Raw genomic sequence first — 17,619 nt, 5'->3', positions numbered from 1 at the left:
AGTCGACTGCGGGTGCGGCCGCCTGGCGTTACTCAGTTCTCTGCCGTGCCGCACAGTTCGCGCAGGTCTGTTTCCCTGCGCATTCCGATTTCAGGCAGGGCGGCTATACGCCACGCCGTCAATTCTTTGCATCCGGCCGTACGTGTAGCGACTACACCTCTGGTGACTCCCGAACCAAGGTATAGCCGTACCCTTTTCCGGCCACGGAAAGGCAGGGAATAGCTGTATCCATGCAGATCGGCCGGGGAACAGAGTCAAACCCCACCGTCCACCGGAGGGCGGGGTGGCCGGTTCACTGAGTGTCAGCCGATAGCGATCCGCGGATGGGCCCCCGGCTTGATCCAGCGCATAATCTGGTCCATCGTCGCCCGCGGTACGGACACACAACCGGCCGTCGCACCCCTGCCGTTGATGTGCAGGAAGATTCCGGCGCCACGGCCGGGGACGGCGGGCCACCGGTTGAAGTCGATGACCAGTGCGTTCGCGTACCGCGTTGGGTAGTTGACGAGGTGTTCGCTGCCGCGCTCGCCGCTTTCGGTGAGCGGGAAGTCCGCGCCTTCCTCAGTGTGCATCTGGTTGTAGAACTTCGACTCGGGGTCCTGAACCCACCAGTGGGAGTCGTTCACCCGCGTGTACGGCATGCTCGTGCCGCTCGCCTCGACGCCGAATCCCTCGGTGATCGTGTACGTCCCCGACGGCGTCGTCCACGTGCCCTGCTCACGGGTCGAGCCGTTGGTGACCCCGTTGGAGCCGACGCGTCCGGCCGTGGTGGAGATAACCGACTTCCAGCCCTCGGAGCCCTTGGCCCAGGCGGTCACGGTGGCGTACGAGCCACGCGACTTCACGGTGATGACCTGCGTGGCGTTGCTGACGTTTACGGGCACCGGGAAGTTCGGGCCGGAGGCGGTGGATTCCTGAACAGGCTTCTCGGCGGGCTCCGTGGTTGCCGTCGAGGCGGGGCCCGTTGTGGTTCGCGCCTCGGTGCCGGGTGCAGACGAGGCACCGCCCTCTTGCGCGGAGGCGGAGGCGGAGGGAGAGGCGGCCGCACCGTCGCTGGGCGATGCGGAAGCCGAAGTCGATGCCGAAGCCGAAACGGAGGCGGACGGCTCGGCACTGGCGCTCGTGGTTTCACTCTGGCTTGGGTCGGGCGGCGTAGCCGACTCGACGGTCACCTTGTCCGAGCCCGTGGAGCTGTCCGCTCCACGGTTGCCCTGGCTGCCCTGGCTGCCCTGGCCGCCCTGCTGTCCGCAGGCGGCCAGCAGGAGCAGCGCTCCTGAGGTGGCTCCTGCGAGAGTACATCGCTTGCCCAGCATCAACCTCGTCCGTTCCGTCCATGCAATGTCGAAGAGAAGGTCTGCGACGATTCCTCACGCCCGACCTCAAAGCGATTGGCGACTTTCCCCAGCGGGTTCCACACCCGCTCAGGTGTCCGCGCGACCGCGAGCGGTCAGTCCGTTCCGGTGGGAAGCTCGCCGCCCGAGCAGTTCGCGCGGCCGAACGTGCCGCTCGCCGTGGCGAGTTGCACATGGTTGCCGCGGATGGCGAGGGTGCACTGGGCCTTGCCGCCCTTCTCGCCGAGCACGATCGACACGATCGGCTCCTGGCCGAGCGGTACTTCGACGGTCTTTCGCCAGGGCAGTTCGGCGGCCTTGACCACCGTCGCCTCGCCCGACTCGCTCCGGGACAGGTACGAGATGTCGGCCGGACCGTCGCCGGTGACCTCGTAGACCACTTCGGCGGTCGGTACCGGCTTGGCCTTCGGCTTGTCCTCGGTGTTGAGCATCCCGTAGCCGACGAGGCCCGCACAGGCGAGGAGCAGGGCCGCCGCGATGGCGAGGGCGGCACGACTCCCGTCGGAGGGCCGCTTCGCGATGGCGGAGCCGTTCGCGCTCTCCTCCGCGTCCTTGGCGGAATCCGGGCTCTGTTTTTCGGCCCTCTCGCTCAGCTCGGTCTTCTCGGACCTCTCTGATGGCATGACGGTAAACCGGCTTTCGGTGGTCGGTGACTGTGGAACTGGGCGGTTATACATCATGCGTACGCGCCCGTGCGAGCGACCGAACAAACGGCACGAAAGCGACCTGCTTTCAGCGGCATTTTCGCCCGAGATGTCCGTGCGCTTGACGTCAGCTCTGCCCACTTACTAAAAATCGCCGTCGCGCATGTGAGTCAGTCGTTTCCGAACTTGCGCGCCGTGATGAAACACCCAAGCCGGGCGAAGCCTCCGCCCGGTTATTTTTGCATGCCTGAAAGGCAATGACTGTGAAAGTTCCCTACGGGAGATCCATCTCCTGTTTGGCGGTAGCAGCAGTGGCAGGCACACTGCTACCGCAAGTGGCCTATGCCGCACCGGCTTCCGGTGATTCCGGTAAGAGCCTCACGGAAGCACTTTCCGGATGGTTCTCCGACGATGACGAGAAGAAGGGGAAGGAGGAGAAGGAACCCCCCTCCTACGGTAAGGGCCAAATAGCCGACCGGCAGAAGCTTCGCAAGGGCAAGAATGACCCGAAGGCCAAGCGCGTCAAGGAGCTGACCAAGCGGCGCACCCCCACCGCCCGCTTCTGGGAGCTCTCCGACGGCCGCGTCGAGGCGGAGCTGTCGGCGGCGCCGACCTCCTATCGCGCCCCGGAGTCGAAGTCCTGGAAGCGGATCGACGGGACCGTACGCCCTGCGAAGGACGTGAAGGGCAAGGACAAGCCCAAGGGCTTTGACTACGCCAACGTCACCAACACAGGCCGCAGCTGGTTCGGTTCGGACCCGGACCGGCTGTTGCGCTTCGAGGTCCCGGGCGGCGGAGCCGTCACCCTCGGCCTGGAGGACGCGCCCGGCAAGCGGCTGAAGCCGGAGGCCAAGGGCGCCACCGTCACCTACCCGGGTGCCGCGCACGGCGCTGACCTGTCGTACCAGGTCGGTCCGGGCCGGGTGAAGGAGAACATCACCCTGGCCAAGCCCCCGTCCGGCCCGGTGACGTTCACGTTCACCATCGACACGGACGGCGGTCTGACGCCGAAGGCCCGCAAGGACGGCTCGATCGCGTTCTTCGGCGAGCTGCCCAACACCCCCGTCGTGGTCATCCCCGCTCCGTACATGACGGACGCGAAGAAGTCCGCGTCGTCGCCGTACGGATACGAGTTCAGTACGGACGTCACCCAGAAGCTCACCCGCGACCGGGACGGAGACGGCGACGGCTGGAAGCTGACCGTCACCCCCGACGCGAAGTGGCTGAAGGCGAAGGAGCGGCAGTACCCGGTCGTCGTCGACCCGACGCTCACGATCGCGCCGTCGCCGACCGAGTCTCAGGACGCCATGGTTCTGTCCGACTCCCCGGACTCGAACTTCGACTCCTCCTGGAAGCTGTCCGCGGGCAAGACCTCCAGCAGCGCCAGCGCGCGTTCCCTGCTGAAGTTCCCGCTGGACGAGATCCCCGCCGGGGTGAAGGTCGACGCGGCCCGGCTGAGCGTCTACTTCGACCAGTCGCACACCACCAACGGCAACGACGTCCCCATCCAGGCACACCGGGCCACCGGCGCCTGGGACGAGTCCACGGCCACCTGGACCAACACCAGCGACCTGCTGGGCGAGCTGTCCGGCACCAGCGTCCAGGTGGACAACGGCGACGCGGGCACCACGGCCGCCACCGGCACCTGGCCCGAGTCCGGCTCATCGCTCACCCAGTACGCGGTGGACGAGGACTACCAGTACAACAAGGACACGGTCGCCGGTGACAAGTACACCTGGCAGCCGAAGGTCACGGACACCGGCACCTACCGCGTCGACGCGCACTACGTCGCCGCCACCGACCGGGCCACCGACGCCCCGTACATGGTGACGCACCGGGACGGCTCGGCGACGTACACGGTCGACCAGAGCGCCGGGAGTGGCGGCGAGTGGACGTCCCTGAACGGCGGCGAGCAGCTGCCGTTCGCCAAGGGCACCGCCGGAAAGGTCGTCCTCGGTGACGGTCCGGCCTCCGACTCCACCGCGGTCATCGCGGACGCGGTACGCCTGGTCAACCCCGCCCAGATCGTGAAGAACAAGGGCGAACACAACGAGTGGCACAAGTTCCCGGTCGCCGACACGGTCCAGAAGTGGGTCGACGGCACCGCGAACCACGGCTTCATCCTCAAGGCCGCGGACGAGTCGTCCACGGGCCCGCTCGGCGGCCCCCGCTACGAGGCCGGTGACGGCTATTACGGCGGCGAGACCGCGACGATCCCGCGCCTCACCGTCTCCTGGGGCCGGATCGGCACCGCCCTGCGGTCCCCGACCGTCGTCCACGGCACCGGCCCGGAGCTGAGCTGGCCCGCGTACGAGAACTCCAGCGGTGACAGCGGCGCCGACATCGTCGAGTACCAGCTGCACCGTTCCACGAAGCAGGACTTCACGCCGTCCGCGGCGACCCTGATCGCGCCGGTCGACAAGACGGCCACCTCGTACGCGGACACGACGGCCACACCGACCCCGGACACCTTCTCCGGCCAGATCGGGCGGTCGTACTACTACCAGATCGCGGTCAAGACGGCCGACGGCGACGTGCTCGGCTCCCCGACCCGGATCGTCGGCGTGCCCAAGGCGGGCCGCACGATGAAGCTCATCCAGGGCACATCGGGCGTCACCGACACCACGCTGTCCTCCGCACAGCCCGACACCAACCTGGACACGATCCCGTCCTGGGGCGTGGACCAGAACTGGCTGAGCGTCGGCAACAACTCGCCCACGTACGGCACAACCCGTGCGGCGATGAAGTTCGCCACCGACGACATCCCGGACACGGCCACCGTGCTGGAGTCCCGCATGTTCATGTGGGGCGCGGAGACCACCACCGAGACCAACGGCGCGATCTACGAACTCCGAGGCCTCAACCGGAACTTCGACGAGACCGAGGCGACCTGGAACAACGCCACCGCCGCCACCGAGTGGACCACACCCGGCGGCGACTACTCGGGCACCGTCTCCGACACCGTCGGCAGCGTCCACGACGTAGGCCGTCACTGGTGGGACGCGACCTCCCTCACCCAGGACTGGATCGACGACCCGGCCGCGAACAAGGGCGCGATGGTCCGGCTCAAGGACGAGTCGTCCACCGGCCCGCAGGAGCGCACCCTGTTCCTGACCTCGGAGACCGACGACTACCAGCTCGGCCCGCTGCTGCGCGTCGTCTACGTCGACTCCACGACGCAGGACACCTACTACGCGCCGCAGACCCCCTCCCGGATGACCCCGAACACCACCTACACGGTGGACTTCACGGTCACCAACACCACGTCCTCCGCGTGGGCCGAGGGCGAGCGCGAGCTCTCCTACACCTGGCAGCTCCCCGACGGCACGGACGCCACGACCGGCGGCAACCAACTGGCCACGGCCATCCCGCCGCTCACACCCGGCGAGTCGGCGACGATCCAGGCCGAGGTGCAGACGCCGATCAACTCGGACTCCGGCAACAAGCGCACCGAGTACGTGCTCGGCTGGGACGTCCGCACGGTCGTCGACGGCACCTGGCTGTCGGCCGGGACCGACGGCATTCCGCCGCTGAAGCAGAACACGGCGGTCGAGGACCCGACCTCCAACCAGCTCGGCCTGGAGAAGTACTACTCCTACACGGGCAAGAACACCGGCGCCGGGTCCACGGTGATGAACAACCTCGCCGCGGGCAACAGCGTCTGGTCGTACAACGCGTTCACCAACCCGGGCCGTGGCCTGAACACCTTCGCCCGGTTCTCGTACAACTCGCTCGACACGAGTGACACGGTCGCCGGTCACGGCTGGTCGTTCCAGGTCGCGGGCCCCATCCGGCTCGGCGCGCCGCTGGACTTCCACCCGAACCCGAACCCGACCGAGGTCCGCCTCCCGGACGGCGACGGCACCACGCACGTCTTCCGCTGGGACAGCGACAACAGTGTGTGGAAGGCCCCGGCGGGCGTCCACTTCAAGCTGGAGGCCAAGCCGGACGCGGAGTGCAAGCCGTCCAGCGACCCGGTGCCGGACGCGTGGACGATGACGAGGCCGGACGGCACGCGGTTCCTGTTCGGCTGCGACGGTTACCTGACCTCGACGGTCGACAAGAACGGCAACACGCAGTCGTTCACGTACGAGGAGCGCAGGTCCAACAACAAGCCGACCAAGTTCCTCAAGTACGTCACCGACCCTGCGGGCCGCCAGTCGCTCACCGTCGACCACTACAAGAAGGGAGACGCGTCCTACGAGTACATCGACGACACGGGCGCGAAGGTCAGCGGCGGTGGCAAGCTGACCAACTCCAAGATCTACGACCACGTGAAGTCCATGACGGACATCTCGGGCCGCAAGGTCGCCTTCTACTACACGGAGAAGGGCCTGCTCGGCCGCATCGTCGACGGTGAGGGCTCGGCGCAGCCCAAGCTCTTCAAGTTCACCTACGACGCCACGCAGGGCAACAAGAACGTCAAGCTGGTCGAGGCCACGGACCCGCGCGGCAACACGACCGACATGGCGTACTACGCGCCCAAGACCGGTGACGACCCGAAGTACCACTGGTGGACAAAGACGATCACCGACCGTCTGGACGGCGCCACCAGCTTCACGTACGCGGCCAACGCCACGACCCCGAAGTTCACCGACACCAAGGTCACCGACGCCGAGACGAACGCCACGGACTACGTGACGGACGACTTCGGCCGCCCGGTGCAGACCACCAACGCCAAGTCCGAGACCACGAAGATGGCGTGGGACGCGGACAACAACGTCACATACCTGGAGGAGGACAACGGCGCCAAGACCGCGTTCTGCTACGACCAGAAGACGGGCTACCCGCTCTGGCAGCGTGACGCGGAGAACAACAAGAACGGCGTCCCACCGTCCGAGGACTGCGCCCCGGGCACCTACCCGGCCAACTCGGCGCGGTACGGCTACCAGACGCGGGCGGACGGCTACGCGGCCGACCTGGTCTCGAAGACCTCCCCGGAGGGCCGCGAGTGGCGGTTCGGCTATGACACCTTCGGCAACCTGAAGACGGTCACCGACCCGAAGGGCGTCGCCACGGCGACGGCGGACGACTACACGACGTCCTACGCATACAACGGCTACGGCCAGCTGACCACGGCGACCGACGCCAACGGCAACGCGACGACGAACAGCGACTTCGGCCCCACGGGTTACCCGAAGACGATCACCGACGCGCTGAACAAGTCGACCACGTTCGTCTACGACGAGCGCGGCCAGGTCACCGAGGTCACCGACGCGCTGGACAAGAAGACCACGCAGACGTACGACACATTCGGCCGTCCGCTGGTCTCCACGGTGCCGAAGGACCAGGGCGAGGGGGACTTCATCACCACCCCGGCGCCCGTCTACGACGCCAACGACAACGTCACGAAGTCGACCGCGCCCAACGGGGCGGTGTCCACGGCCGTCTACGACGCCGCAGACCAAGTGACGTCAGCCACCGTGCCGAAGGACACCGAGACGTCGGACGAGCGGAAGTCGGCCTACACATACGACAAGGTCGGCAACCTCAAGACGACAACGGAGCCCAAGGGCACCCTGACGACGTCCGACCCCACGGACTACGTCACGACGAACAACTACAACGCGATCTACCAGCTCACCTCAGCCGTGAACGCCGAGGGCGACAAGGTCAGCTACAAGTACGACAACGTCGGCAACGTCACGACGGTCATCGACCCGAAGAAGAACGCGACGACGGACACATCCGACTATACGAGTAAGACGGCCTACGACCTGAACCACCGGGTCACCACGGTCACGGACGCGGCCGGGAACACCACCCAGCGGTCCTACGACAAGGACTCGCTGGTCGTCTCGACGACGGACGCGGAGAACAACACCGCGACCGTCACCTACGACGAGCGTGGTGCGAAGACGCAGGTCAAGGTCCCACACAAGGGCACGACGTCGATCACGTACCGCACGACGAAGTTCGAGTACGACGAGGTCGGCAACACCACGAAGGTGCTCACGCCGCGGGCCGTGGAGGCCGGGTCGACGGAGGCCTTTACGGCGCGTACGGAGTACGACGCCCTGAACCGCCCGGTCAAGCAATTCCAGCCCTATGACCCGGCGGACGCCCGCTACAACGACCCGAACGTCTACACCGAGACGGTCTATGACGCGGTGGGCCGGGTGAAGTCGACGTCGCTCCCGCCGTCAGAGGGCCAGACGGTCCGTAACAAGACGACCTACAGCTACTTCGACAGCGGCTGGGCGAAGTCGTCCACGGACCCGTGGGACATCTCCACCACGTACGACTACAACGACCTCGGCCAGCAGACCGCCCGGACCCTGACCTCGGCGGGCGGTTCCTCGAACCGCACGATGACGTGGGGCTATTACCCGGACGGCAAGCTGAAGTCGAAGTCCGACGACGGCGTACCGGTCGGCAAGAACGTCGTCCTGGCCGACAACTCCGACACCCAGCACACCTCCGACACCGGCACTTGGACGAAGGGAGACGCGGAGGGCCAGCAGGGCTACGACCACGCCACGCACGCAGCGGGTACGGGCACGGACGCCTTCACGTGGGAGCTGAACATCCCGGCGGACGGCACGTACGACGTGTACGTGAAGTACCCGGAGGTGACGGGCGCGGCCATGGCTGCGAAGTACACCGTCACCCACTCCACGGGCACGGCCGACAAGACCGTCGACCAGACGGCTTCGGCGGGGACCTGGGTGCCGCTGGGCTCGTACGATTTCGAGCAGGGCAACGCGGCGAAGCTGGAGCTGTTCGAGAACAGCGACGGGAAGGCCGTGGCGGACGGCGTGAAGCTGGTCCGCGACAACGCGTCCGACACGGACAACGAGCAGAAGACGTTCACGTACGCCTACGACGCGAACGGCAACCTCACGAAGATCGACGACACGTCCTCCGGCACGAACGTCGACGCGTATGAGGTCACGTACACGGGCCTCAACCAGGTCAAGAAGGTGACCGAGTCGCTCGCGGGCCAGGAACAGAAGGCCACCTCGTACGCCTACGACGCGAACGGCCAGCCGGAGACGGTCACGCATCCCGACCAGTTCTCCAAGTACACCTACGACCTGCGTGAACTGGTGAAGACGGTCGAGGTCGGCAAGTCCCCGACGGACACGGACCCGAAGGTGTCCTCGTACACGTACACGGCCCGCGGTCAGAAACTGAAGGAGACCAAGGCCAACGACAACACCGTCGACTACACCTACTACCTCGACGGTGCACTGAAGTCGACCAAGGAGAACAAGCCCAACGGCACCCTGGTCTCCTCGCACACCTACGCCTACGACCCGAACGGCAACAAGGCGCAGGACGTCGCGAAGAAGATGAACGCCGACGACAACTCGGCGTACCTCTCTTCGACGACGGACTACACCTACGACCCGGCCAGCCGACTCGCCAAGTCGGCCAAGACGGGCAACGGCGCGGGGACGGAAACCTACGTCCACGACGACAATGCCAACGTCATCAGCCAGACGGTCAAGGGCACGTCCACGACGTACAACTACGACCGCAACCGCCTGCTGTCAGCGACATCGGACGGGGCGTCAGCGAACCACAACTACGACCCGTTCGGCCGCCAGGAGTCCGTCACGAGCGGCGGCGAGGTCATCTCGCGCAGCGTGTACGACGGTTTCGACCACGTAGTGGAGTCTCAGAAGCTGGACGACACGGGTGCGATGAAGTCGACGAAGTACACCTTCGATCCACTCGACCGAACTGCGTCCAAGACGGCCGACGGCAAGACAACCGACTTCAACTACCTCGGCATGTCCGGTGAGGTACTGGGCGAGGAGGTCTCCGGCGAGCTAACGAAGTCGTACCAGTACAGCCCGTGGGGCGAGCGTCTGTCGCAGGTCAAGCACAACTCGGACGGGACGACGGAGGACGGCTACTACGGCTACAACAGCCACACCGACGTCGAAACCCTGACGGACGAGAACGGCAACGCGAAGGCGACGTACGGCTACACGGCGTACGGCTCCGACGACGAGTCCGAGTTCACAGGCATCGACAAGCCCAACACCACCGACCCGACGAAGGACGCGTACAACCCCTACCGCTTCAACGCCAAGCGCTGGGACGCCTCCTCGGGCACGTACGACATGGGCTTCCGCGACTACAGCCCCGGCCTGAACCGCTTCACCAGCCGGGATATGTACAACGGGGCACTGGCGGACATGGGGCTCGGGACGGACCCGATGACGGGTAACCGGTATGCCTTTACCGGTGGAAATCCCACCAGCTTCATCGAGCTCGATGGGCACAAGCTTGCACCGATGGGTAGCAGCATCGGCACGTCCTCGCCGTCTCTGTCATCTTCGAGCGGATCAGGCGGGAGTGAGGGAGGTACCTGTTCTTACCCGTTCTCCTCCTGCGGGATATCCGAGTACAAACTCAACGTAGGTTCGAACTACGGGGTGAGCGGGCCTGAGGTTTCAGACGAGGCGCAGAAGGAGATCCAGCTCGCAGGATGCTCGTGGATGCCTGTCCTCGGGGCTGGATGCGACGCCTACGATTTGAAGCGTTCAGTCAGTGACCGCGATGTCTGGGGAAGTCTCGCCGGTCTGGTCGGGTTTCTACCCTTCGGAGACGTATTCAAGGGGCCGCGACAACTCGACTCGGTTAAGAAGGCATCTGACCTGAGGAACAGTCCTGGTGGCGTCACGGGCGGGTCGAAGCTAAAGGATGTAAACGGGCAATGGCTGAAGGGGAGTTCAGGTAATGCTGGCAAAGTCCCGGGTCAGGTAGCTCGTGCACTCCAGGGTAAGGAGTTTAAGAGTTTCGATGATTTTCGAGAGGCATTCTGGATGGAGGCTTCAAAGGTGCCTTCCCTGGCTTCGCAATTCAGCAAATCGAATCAGACGCTGATGGCGGGCGGTAAGGCGCCGTTCGCTGCCCCGGGTCAATGGGTGGGCGGGAATGGTCGATATTCCCTTCATCATGCGACCCCGATTCAACGGGGTGGAGGTGTCTATGACCTCGACAACATCGTCGTCGTTACGCCGCAGTATCATCGGGAAGTGCTAGATCCCGGCTATCACATGGGGTCTGGTTCCTAGTGGGTGCCAACTCGTGAGGAGAGAGGTGGTAAGGATGACTCGTGATGAGCTCATCCGCCTAGTCGAGCGGATCATGGCTGGCGAGGGGACGGAGGAAGAGCATGATGATCTCGTTCATCGCCTCCAGGAGAACGTTCCACACCCTCGAGTCATCGGGTTGATCTACCACTCCAACCCTGAGCTTACGGCTGAGGAAGTCGTGGACCAGGCGCTTTCCTACCGACCCATTGCGCTATGAGTAGCGGCGGCCAACGGCGGATTCTCCGCCGTTGGCCGCTCCTCTCCTTGTGGGGAATGCGCCAGTCGTGCTTGATTCGGTTCGGAATTTGAAAAGCATGTGGATCGAGCGAATCGCTGAGGCAACGAACTGGGAGCCGCTTCGGCTCGATTTTCCCTGGAATGGAGTGGAGGAAGATCTTGGTGTGACACTGCCGGAAGACTACAAGAAGCTTGCTGAGACGTTTGGTAAGGGAGAATTCTCCGAATTCTTGCGTGTTCTCCGTGTCGATGACACGAGGCAGTTCGACCTAGCAAGAATCTGGAAGAAGTTTCTCGACGGATCTCCGGAGAACGGGCCCGATCCCCTCTTCGTGCCTTATCAGATGTACCGGCCCGGTCGTCGTGGTCTCATTCCTTGGGCGTTCGGCGAGATGGAGTGCAGCTACTTCTGGCTGGCCTCCGCAGAGGAAGATCCGGCTAGCTGGCCGATCATCACGCAGGGTGACCCATACCCCTTGCAGCAAGTGAACATGTCCACCTCCGAGTTCGTCTTCCGCGTATTGACGGACCCGGAGTTTGAGCCGTTCTCGATCGCGAGGCTATTCCCACAGCCGGACTTCTATCCGATGGACTGAGTCGCCGCAGCGCGCGGCCATAGCGCCGGGGCGAATCACCGGAAGGCCCTTGTTGTGCGCCGTACGGCAAGGGTCTCCATGCCGTGGACGTCGCACTCCGTCAGTCGGCGGTGGTGTCGTCGCCTCGGCCCGAGGTAGATGTCTCTGGTCGCCGCTTAGTAACGAACGACCCCATGCCGGGCTCGGTGTAGATCAACCCCTCATCCCGTAGGCCGCGGTGCACCTTCTGGCCCGTTGAGGTGGCGATGCCGAACTCGTTCAGCATCTCGACCACTGACGGGATGCGCGTGCCGGGCGGGTAGGTGCCGTCCGCAATGCGCTCACGGATGATGCGGGCGACTTGGCGCCATCGGGGTTCGTCAGGGGCAAATTCGATCACTGAACCAAGCTAGGCAGACCGCCCCCTAGCAGGCGATCCGTACTAAGCCTGGCTAGGTATAGCATGGTGCAGTATGGTTGGGGCTCACAAAGACCCCGGCGACCTTGCAGGGCCCCGGGGCATGACCACCAGCCTCTGAGGAGCTGATGACAGTGAGCATTATCCATGCCGTGATCCTGTGGGCGAGCCTGGTGTTCAGGTTGCGGGGGCGCGGTCGGCGCATCGCTCGACCTGCGGTCTTCCTCACGCCCGACCGGTCCCCTTCGTGCTCCGTGCCCGCTCTCGTCGCACCCCGACCGGAGCGGGCATGGCCCCCGGCGCACCGTTCGCCCTACGGGCTGGACCTGCCGCTCGACGGCGAGGACACCGCCCTCGTTCGCCCCTACCTGGTCGAGCACGAGGAGCGGCAGGAACGGGTTCGTCAGCGTCGGCGGCGCCTCGCCCTGGTGCTCGCAGTCGACTTCGGCGTCGACCTTGACCGCCATCTGATCGGCGCGGCGGGGGAGGTCTGATGGACACAGCCAGCAGCCAGACACCAGGGGCGCGGCAGCAGACATGCGTACGCTGCAACGAACTCACGGCCCGGCCGGTCCTCGTCGCCGAGGTGCACCAGAACTCCGGGCCCGGTTTCAGCGTGTACGTCTGCCCGGACTGCGCGGTGCACTTCCCGCCCCTGCCCGACGCCTACGCGCGAGGGGCGGCCCGATGAACGAGCAGTGTGGTGGCGACGCCCCTTGTGCCGGGCGGCGGCTGGGCGGGGGGCGGCCCCGGCCGGGGCGCCACCGCCTGCCATGTATCCGGCCCGCAGGGCACGAAGATGATCACGGCGACACGTTAAACGCCACCTGGCCCCCGGACGGCATGCCCGAGTCCGAGGCCGCGCCCGCACCTCGTCCGGTGAGGGTGCACCCGCCGGTCGGCGTGACGGCGTGGGATGCGGTCAGGGACCGGGTCGGTGTGGTCACGGGATGCGCGGGCCCCTGCGTCCGGCTGTGGCCCCTGGGTGGCGGCATGGAGTGGGACGCGGCGCCCGCGAGCCTCGCAGCCTCCGTGACCTTTCTGGACCCGCCTCGGCAAGGAGGCGCGCGGTGAGCCCTCTGTGGGGCAGCGACCGGCACCGCGACGCGTACGTGGCGCTGCTGGACCACGCCGCCGCCTGCCCGGAATGCCGTGCGCAGGCCGATGTGTGCCCGGAGGGCCGACGGCTGGCGGACGCGCTGAGGGTCGTGCGGAGCGAGGTGTGCGCATCGTGATCTGCTGCCGCTGTGGCCGGGAGATCAAGGCGGGCGAGCCGTACGAGCGCCACGTACACGACCGGGCCACGGGTGCGCCGCTGGTCAACTACAGTCACCGTGACCGCGACGGTGCGTGCCCCTGGCAGCGGCCTGGCTACGCAGCTCGCTACCTCGGTGAGGTGCGCGTCTGCGCGGACCGACTCGGCACCGTGAGCGGCCCGAGCCGGTAGCGCAGCCGTGCCAACGGCCTTGGGCGGAGCGTGTGTTCCGTCCGGGCCGTCTGTTTGGAGGCTGCTTGTGAAGGCGTTCGGGTAGGGCTGGCTGGCCCCGCCCGCGTCGGTGATCCGCCTGGCGAATGCGGAAGTATGCCCTCCCCTAGATTCGGGCAAACGGTTCCGGTTGCGTGAGAACCGACACGCCTGCGACCAGTGACACTCCCGTGACTCAGAGCGCTGGATGAAGTGAGGGATCGATCCGAACGGACGTTCTCAATCCGAGCTGAGGGGTAGTCGTCATGCGCGACGGTGACGAGCAGGAAGAGCGCGTGCTGCGGGCCGAGGGGATGCGGCGGCACGCGGCCGGATTTGTGGACCATGTGACGGCCCGTAACCGGCTGCCGCTGGACTACTCCGTGGCGAGCCTGCGCGTGGTCGACTTCGTCATCGACGGGTTGCGCTCGGGTGGGAAGGCGCGGGCAGAGGTCGCCGGGACGCTGTTCGGGCTCGGGGCGTATGTGGGGGAAGTGCTGGTGCGGCTGGCCGGGGCGCAGTGGGTGGACTTTGACGCCGAGCAGCGGGCGTACTTCGGGCAGTCGGTCGGGGTGCGGATGCCGGACGGGCGGGTGTGGAACCCGCTGGGCAAGGTCGTCAACCGCTTCGAGGTCGGCAAGGAGGAGTCGCTGCGGACCTTCTACCTGACCCTGCCAGGGCGCGTCCGCCGGGCGGCCTGACGCCGCGCCCGGGCTGGTGCGCCCTCGCGTCGGCGGTACGGCCATCGGCGGTACAGCCAACAGTGCTCGTACACCTGCGTGAATCGGGGTGGCATCGGCCGGATCCCGGATCCCCGCGCAGCATTGGTATTCAGATGTATTCTTGCAGCATGGCTGACACCACTATCAAGGTCACCGACGACGTCCGCGACCGGCTGCGCATACTGGCCGACGAGCGGGGCACCAGCGTGCGCAGTCTCGTGGAGCGGCTTGCCACCGAGCTTCCGACCGACACCGAGCGTGCCGAGCGCACCGCCCGGGGGCTGGCCTACATCCGTGCGAACCTCTGTCCGGACCTCACCGACGACGACGTGCGGCGCGCACAGGAATGGCGGGCTGACATTGTGGCCGGTCGCATCGGGGGCCGCAGGTGATCATCCTTGACCACACGGCGGTGCTCGCCGTGTGCCGGGGGCACCGGTTTCTGTCCGGCCTTGCGGTAGTTGAGGCGGACGAACCCGCCGGGCGGGCCCACGTCCCCGCGCTGTGCCTGGTCTCCGCGAGTCTGGAGCTGCCCGGCGCGGCAGCCCACGTCGGAGCGCTGCCCGGCCTGGAGTTCCTTCCCCTGGACTTCGCTGCCACCGCGGCCGTCGAACAGGCCGTCGCCTCCGGAGTCGACTGGCGCCACGCACACGCAGTCTGTTCCGCGGTCTCCGGCGCGGAAGACGGGCAGGTGCTCACCGCCGTTCCCGAGGCCTACGACGGAACCGGAGTGTGGGTCGTCGACATCGGGAAACCCTGACCGCTGCGCGCGAGAGCGGCTTCCGCGATGTCACGCGGCATCGCGATCGGCACCGCCCTCCTCCTCACCGCCCACGCCCTCGGACTCCGACTCCGCGCCCGTGTCGCACCTGCTGAGCGTGCACCCGCAGGTGGGGGCGACGGCGTGGGATGCGGTCAGGGACCGGGTCGGTGTGGTCACGGGCTCGTCAGGGGACCGCGGGGCCGCCGAGGTAGGTGCCGCCGCGGTTGTAGGGCCAGGCATTGGCGACGCAGCCGTTCAGCCCCTTGATCTGCTGCATCATCGCGGGGGCGGGCTGGCCCGGTCCGGGGCAGCCCTCGTGGCCGCGGCCGATGCGGTGGCCGACCTCGTGGTTGATGATCAGCGCCTGGTACTCGGCGATCGGCCCGTCGAACTGGGGTGAGCCGAGGACCCATCGCTTGAGGTTCACGACCACGTTCTCGCCGACCCGGCAGTTCACCTCGCCCCTGGTCTGCAGGCCCGCGGCGCCGCAGATGGCGTCGACGGTACCCGGTGTCGCGATCTTCACCACGAATTCGTACGAGCCCGACCCCACCCGCTGGAACGCGTGCTGGCCGCCGCGGGTCCAGCCCCGGTTGTCGGCGAGTATCGCGTCGGCCCGGGCCGCGGCCCCGCTCGAGGTGAGGTCGATGCCGTCCTCGACCATCACCTTGTAGCGCCACACGCGAGACCCCGCGCCCGCGGTCGGGCCCGCCCCGGCCGTGCGGAAGGTACCGGGGCCGGTGGCCGGAACGGCGATGCGATCGTCGCGGCTCTCTGACGGCGACGGCGACGGCGAGGCGGAGGCACTGGGCGACGGAGACGCACTGGGTGACGCAGACGCGCTGGGCGAGGCGGAGGCACTGGGTGACGGAGACGCGCTGGGCGAGGGGGACGCGCTGTTGCTCGGCGATGCGTCACCGGGGTTGGGGCTGGGGCCTGCAGAGGCTCCCGTCGGCGCGTCCGCAGGGGCCTGGGCGTCGTCGGCCCCCGCCTGGTCGCCCGTGTCCTGCAAGTAGCCAATGGCGATACCGCTGCCGAATGCGGCGACGCACAGAAATATGCCCACCGTGACCACCCGTGCCGCGTCACGCCATATGCCGCGTCTTCGGACACGGCCGCGGCTCGCGCGGCCACGCCCTCCGGGTCCCCTGAAACTCTGGCCCCCTTCGCCACCTCGGGCTCGTCTTGCCCGCCCGGGCCGAGCGGACGAGTACTGGCGAGCTGCGCGCCGTCCCACGTTTGGTGTTCTCCCTTGACTGTGCTCCTGGGCAGGACCACGTCATGGGACCGATCCACTGCCACTCCGCGCCGCCAGGAGAACCCTCTCCCGGCCCAGCGCCCCCCGCTGCTCAGGATGGGGAAACCCGCCCTGACCAGGCAAGTCCTAGACGTACCGTCGCATCGCCGTCAACCTGACGGGCAAATCGCCCATTCCACCTAACGCGCCCGCGCTGGTTACGGCGAGGAGCAGCACCGAGGAGCAGGACCGCCGTTGCCTGGGGGCCGCCACCGGCGCATGAAGAGGGGGGCGCGCCGGTGGCGGCGTGCTGCCGGCCGCGGGTGCGGCGGAGGGGGTGGTCAGCGTTCGCAGCCAGCGGCGAGGCCGACACCGCACAGCGGAGACTCACCGGCAGCATGCTGGTTGGACGGAGGCGCGGGCGCACGGGTTCCCCGGCCGCGCGCCCCCATCGGCTACGGATCACGACAGCGGCGCGGCCGGGACACATGACGTATCCGCTCTACGCCGCCAGGCCCCGCCCTCTGGCGTGCGCCCGCCTCGACGGGGCACGCTGAACGCATGTACCGGGGGGTGGGAGTGGTGTGCGCGCTGGTGGCCGTCGTAGCGCTCGCGTCCTGCCAGCGGTCGCCGGGTGCCGGGGACGGCGGCGGCAACTCCGCCAGCGCGTCTACGGGTTACGGCAAGACCTTCCTCGGGGTCGGCGAATGCAGTTCGCGCGGACGGGAGTTCACCGAGGTGCCGTGTACGAGCGAGCGCGCCCTGGCCCGGGTCATCGCCCGCCACGACGGACAGCAGGCGGACGCGAACGGCCGCAGTTGTCCGGAGCGTACGGACTTCGTGCTGCACATCGACCCGCGGGGTGTCGCCTGCATGCGCAACCTGGAACCGCCGCACCCCGGCGACCCCGGCCGTGGCGGAGGCTCGCGCACGATCGTCGGTGACTGCGTCTACCAGGCCAAGGCGGGCGAAGTACGGGAGACGGCCTGCGACGGCTCGGGCGAGCGGCGCCCGCGGTTCAAGGTGATGTCGGCCGTCGCCACCCGCGCGAAATGCCCACCGTCCACGACGCTCTACGTCCACCTGGGCGGGCCGAAGCCGGTGGGCTGCGCCCAGTCCCTGTGACCGCACACGGCACGGCACGTCAGAACAC

General features: G+C 67.1%; 16 protein-coding genes. 12 read left to right on the top strand and 4 right to left on the bottom strand.

The window, feature by feature from the left end; genetic code table 11:
* Window positions 1-302: 302 nt before the first annotated feature.
* Window positions 303-1,313, bottom strand: coding sequence for a L,D-transpeptidase family protein (locus GCN81_RS24015; protein WP_156726550.1), 1,011 nt, complete (start codon window positions 1,311-1,313; stop codon window positions 303-305).
* 134 nt (window positions 1,314-1,447) lie between these two features.
* Window positions 1,448-1,975 (bottom strand): hypothetical protein, encoded by a 528-nt coding sequence (locus GCN81_RS32550; protein WP_231626926.1) that lies wholly within the window; start codon window positions 1,973-1,975, stop codon window positions 1,448-1,450.
* A 278-nt stretch (window positions 1,976-2,253) separates the two neighbouring features.
* Between GCN81_RS32550 and GCN81_RS24005 the strand changes: the two genes are divergently transcribed.
* From GCN81_RS24005 to GCN81_RS23995, 3 genes are all read left to right on the top strand, one after another.
* A complete protein-coding gene (locus GCN81_RS24005) occupies window positions 2,254-11,028 on the top strand; it encodes a golvesin C-terminal-like domain-containing protein (RefSeq protein WP_156726549.1) in 8,775 nt (2,924 codons plus the stop codon).
* 34 nt (window positions 11,029-11,062) lie between these two features.
* Window positions 11,063-11,266, top strand: a complete 204-nt coding sequence (locus GCN81_RS24000) for a bacteriocin immunity protein (RefSeq protein ID WP_156726548.1) — start codon at window positions 11,063-11,065, stop codon at window positions 11,264-11,266.
* A 67-nt stretch (window positions 11,267-11,333) separates the two neighbouring features.
* Window positions 11,334-11,882 carry an SMI1/KNR4 family protein gene (locus GCN81_RS23995; protein WP_156726547.1) on the top strand — a complete coding sequence of 183 codons (549 nt, stop codon included), beginning with the start codon at window positions 11,334-11,336 and terminating at the stop codon, window positions 11,880-11,882.
* A gap of 100 nt (window positions 11,883-11,982) precedes the next feature.
* On the opposite strand, the gene GCN81_RS23990 is transcribed toward GCN81_RS23995, so the two are convergent.
* Window positions 11,983-12,261, bottom strand: a complete 279-nt coding sequence (locus tag GCN81_RS23990; protein WP_231626925.1) for a GntR family transcriptional regulator — start codon at window positions 12,259-12,261, stop codon at window positions 11,983-11,985.
* Window positions 12,262-12,407: 146 nt separating this feature from the next.
* Here GCN81_RS23990 and GCN81_RS23985 point away from each other — a divergent pair, with 146 nt between their 5' ends.
* The 7 genes from GCN81_RS23985 to GCN81_RS23955 all read left to right on the top strand — a co-directional run bounded on the left by GCN81_RS23985 (window position 12,408) and on the right by GCN81_RS23955 (window position 15,226).
* Window positions 12,408-12,773, top strand: coding sequence for a hypothetical protein (locus GCN81_RS23985; RefSeq protein ID WP_407698011.1), 366 nt, complete (start codon window positions 12,408-12,410; stop codon window positions 12,771-12,773).
* The gene (locus GCN81_RS23980) at window positions 12,773-12,970 is read left to right on the top strand and encodes a hypothetical protein (RefSeq protein WP_156726546.1); all 198 of its coding nucleotides are present in this window, start codon (window positions 12,773-12,775) and stop codon (window positions 12,968-12,970) included. The genes GCN81_RS23985 and GCN81_RS23980 overlap by 1 nt, the downstream gene beginning before the upstream one ends.
* Before the next feature lie 379 nt (window positions 12,971-13,349).
* A complete protein-coding gene (locus GCN81_RS23975) occupies window positions 13,350-13,514 on the top strand; it encodes a hypothetical protein (protein ID WP_156726545.1) in 165 nt (54 codons plus the stop codon).
* The gene (locus tag GCN81_RS23970) at window positions 13,502-13,726 is read left to right on the top strand and encodes a hypothetical protein (RefSeq protein WP_156726544.1); all 225 of its coding nucleotides are present in this window, start codon (window positions 13,502-13,504) and stop codon (window positions 13,724-13,726) included. The genes GCN81_RS23975 and GCN81_RS23970 overlap by 13 nt, the downstream gene beginning before the upstream one ends.
* Window positions 13,727-14,010: 284 nt before the next feature.
* Window positions 14,011-14,445 (top strand): hypothetical protein, encoded by a 435-nt coding sequence (locus GCN81_RS23965; protein ID WP_231626924.1) that lies wholly within the window; start codon window positions 14,011-14,013, stop codon window positions 14,443-14,445.
* A 149-nt stretch (window positions 14,446-14,594) separates the two neighbouring features.
* A complete protein-coding gene (locus GCN81_RS23960) occupies window positions 14,595-14,858 on the top strand; it encodes a hypothetical protein (protein WP_156726543.1) in 264 nt (87 codons plus the stop codon).
* Window positions 14,855-15,226, top strand: a complete 372-nt coding sequence (locus GCN81_RS23955) for a PIN domain-containing protein (protein WP_156726542.1) — start codon at window positions 14,855-14,857, stop codon at window positions 15,224-15,226. Before GCN81_RS23960 ends, GCN81_RS23955 begins: the two co-directional genes overlap by 4 nt.
* 187 nt (window positions 15,227-15,413) lie before the next feature.
* On the opposite strand, the gene GCN81_RS32905 is transcribed toward GCN81_RS23955, so the two are convergent.
* Window positions 15,414-15,986 carry a DUF3152 domain-containing protein gene (locus GCN81_RS32905; RefSeq protein ID WP_325065129.1) on the bottom strand — a complete coding sequence of 191 codons (573 nt, stop codon included), beginning with the start codon at window positions 15,984-15,986 and terminating at the stop codon, window positions 15,414-15,416.
* On the opposite strand from GCN81_RS32905, the gene GCN81_RS32900 reads away from it, so the two are divergent.
* Together GCN81_RS32900 and GCN81_RS23945 are read left to right on the top strand one after the other, a co-directional pair.
* Window positions 15,985-16,245 (top strand): hypothetical protein, encoded by a 261-nt coding sequence (locus tag GCN81_RS32900; protein ID WP_325065130.1) that lies wholly within the window; start codon window positions 15,985-15,987, stop codon window positions 16,243-16,245. The genes GCN81_RS32905 and GCN81_RS32900 overlap by 2 nt on opposite strands.
* A 782-nt stretch (window positions 16,246-17,027) precedes the next feature.
* Window positions 17,028-17,591 (top strand): hypothetical protein, encoded by a 564-nt coding sequence (locus GCN81_RS23945; RefSeq protein ID WP_156726541.1) that lies wholly within the window; start codon window positions 17,028-17,030, stop codon window positions 17,589-17,591.
* Window positions 17,592-17,619 lie beyond the last annotated feature (28 nt).

Origin of the sequence: Streptomyces apocyni, from assembly GCF_009739465.1 — a bacterium.
GTDB classification, from domain to species: domain Bacteria; phylum Actinomycetota; class Actinomycetes; order Streptomycetales; family Streptomycetaceae; genus Streptomyces; species Streptomyces apocyni.
This window is presented reverse-complemented; position numbering and strand designations above follow the sequence as displayed.

Excerpts from the sequence above, each read along its gene's own strand:
- GCN81_RS24000 (WP_156726548.1), top strand. The coding sequence starts at position 11,063 with ATGACTCGTGATGAGCTCATCCGCCTAGTCGAGCGGATCATGGCTGGC.
- GCN81_RS24015 (WP_156726550.1), bottom strand. The coding sequence starts at position 1,313 with ATGCTGGGCAAGCGATGTACTCTCGCAGGAGCCACCTCAGGAGCGCTG.
- GCN81_RS24005 (WP_156726549.1), top strand. The coding sequence starts at position 2,254 with ATGACTGTGAAAGTTCCCTACGGGAGATCCATCTCCTGTTTGGCGGTA.
- GCN81_RS23965 (WP_231626924.1), top strand. The coding sequence starts at position 14,011 with ATGCGCGACGGTGACGAGCAGGAAGAGCGCGTGCTGCGGGCCGAGGGG.
- GCN81_RS32900 (WP_325065130.1), top strand. The coding sequence starts at position 15,985 with ATGCGATCGTCGCGGCTCTCTGACGGCGACGGCGACGGCGAGGCGGAG.
- GCN81_RS23980 (WP_156726546.1), top strand. The coding sequence starts at position 12,773 with ATGGACACAGCCAGCAGCCAGACACCAGGGGCGCGGCAGCAGACATGC.
- GCN81_RS23960 (WP_156726543.1), top strand. The coding sequence starts at position 14,595 with ATGGCTGACACCACTATCAAGGTCACCGACGACGTCCGCGACCGGCTG.
- GCN81_RS23985 (WP_407698011.1), top strand. The coding sequence starts at position 12,408 with ATGACAGTGAGCATTATCCATGCCGTGATCCTGTGGGCGAGCCTGGTG.
- GCN81_RS23945 (WP_156726541.1), top strand. The coding sequence starts at position 17,028 with ATGTACCGGGGGGTGGGAGTGGTGTGCGCGCTGGTGGCCGTCGTAGCG.
- GCN81_RS32550 (WP_231626926.1), bottom strand. The coding sequence starts at position 1,975 with ATGCCATCAGAGAGGTCCGAGAAGACCGAGCTGAGCGAGAGGGCCGAA.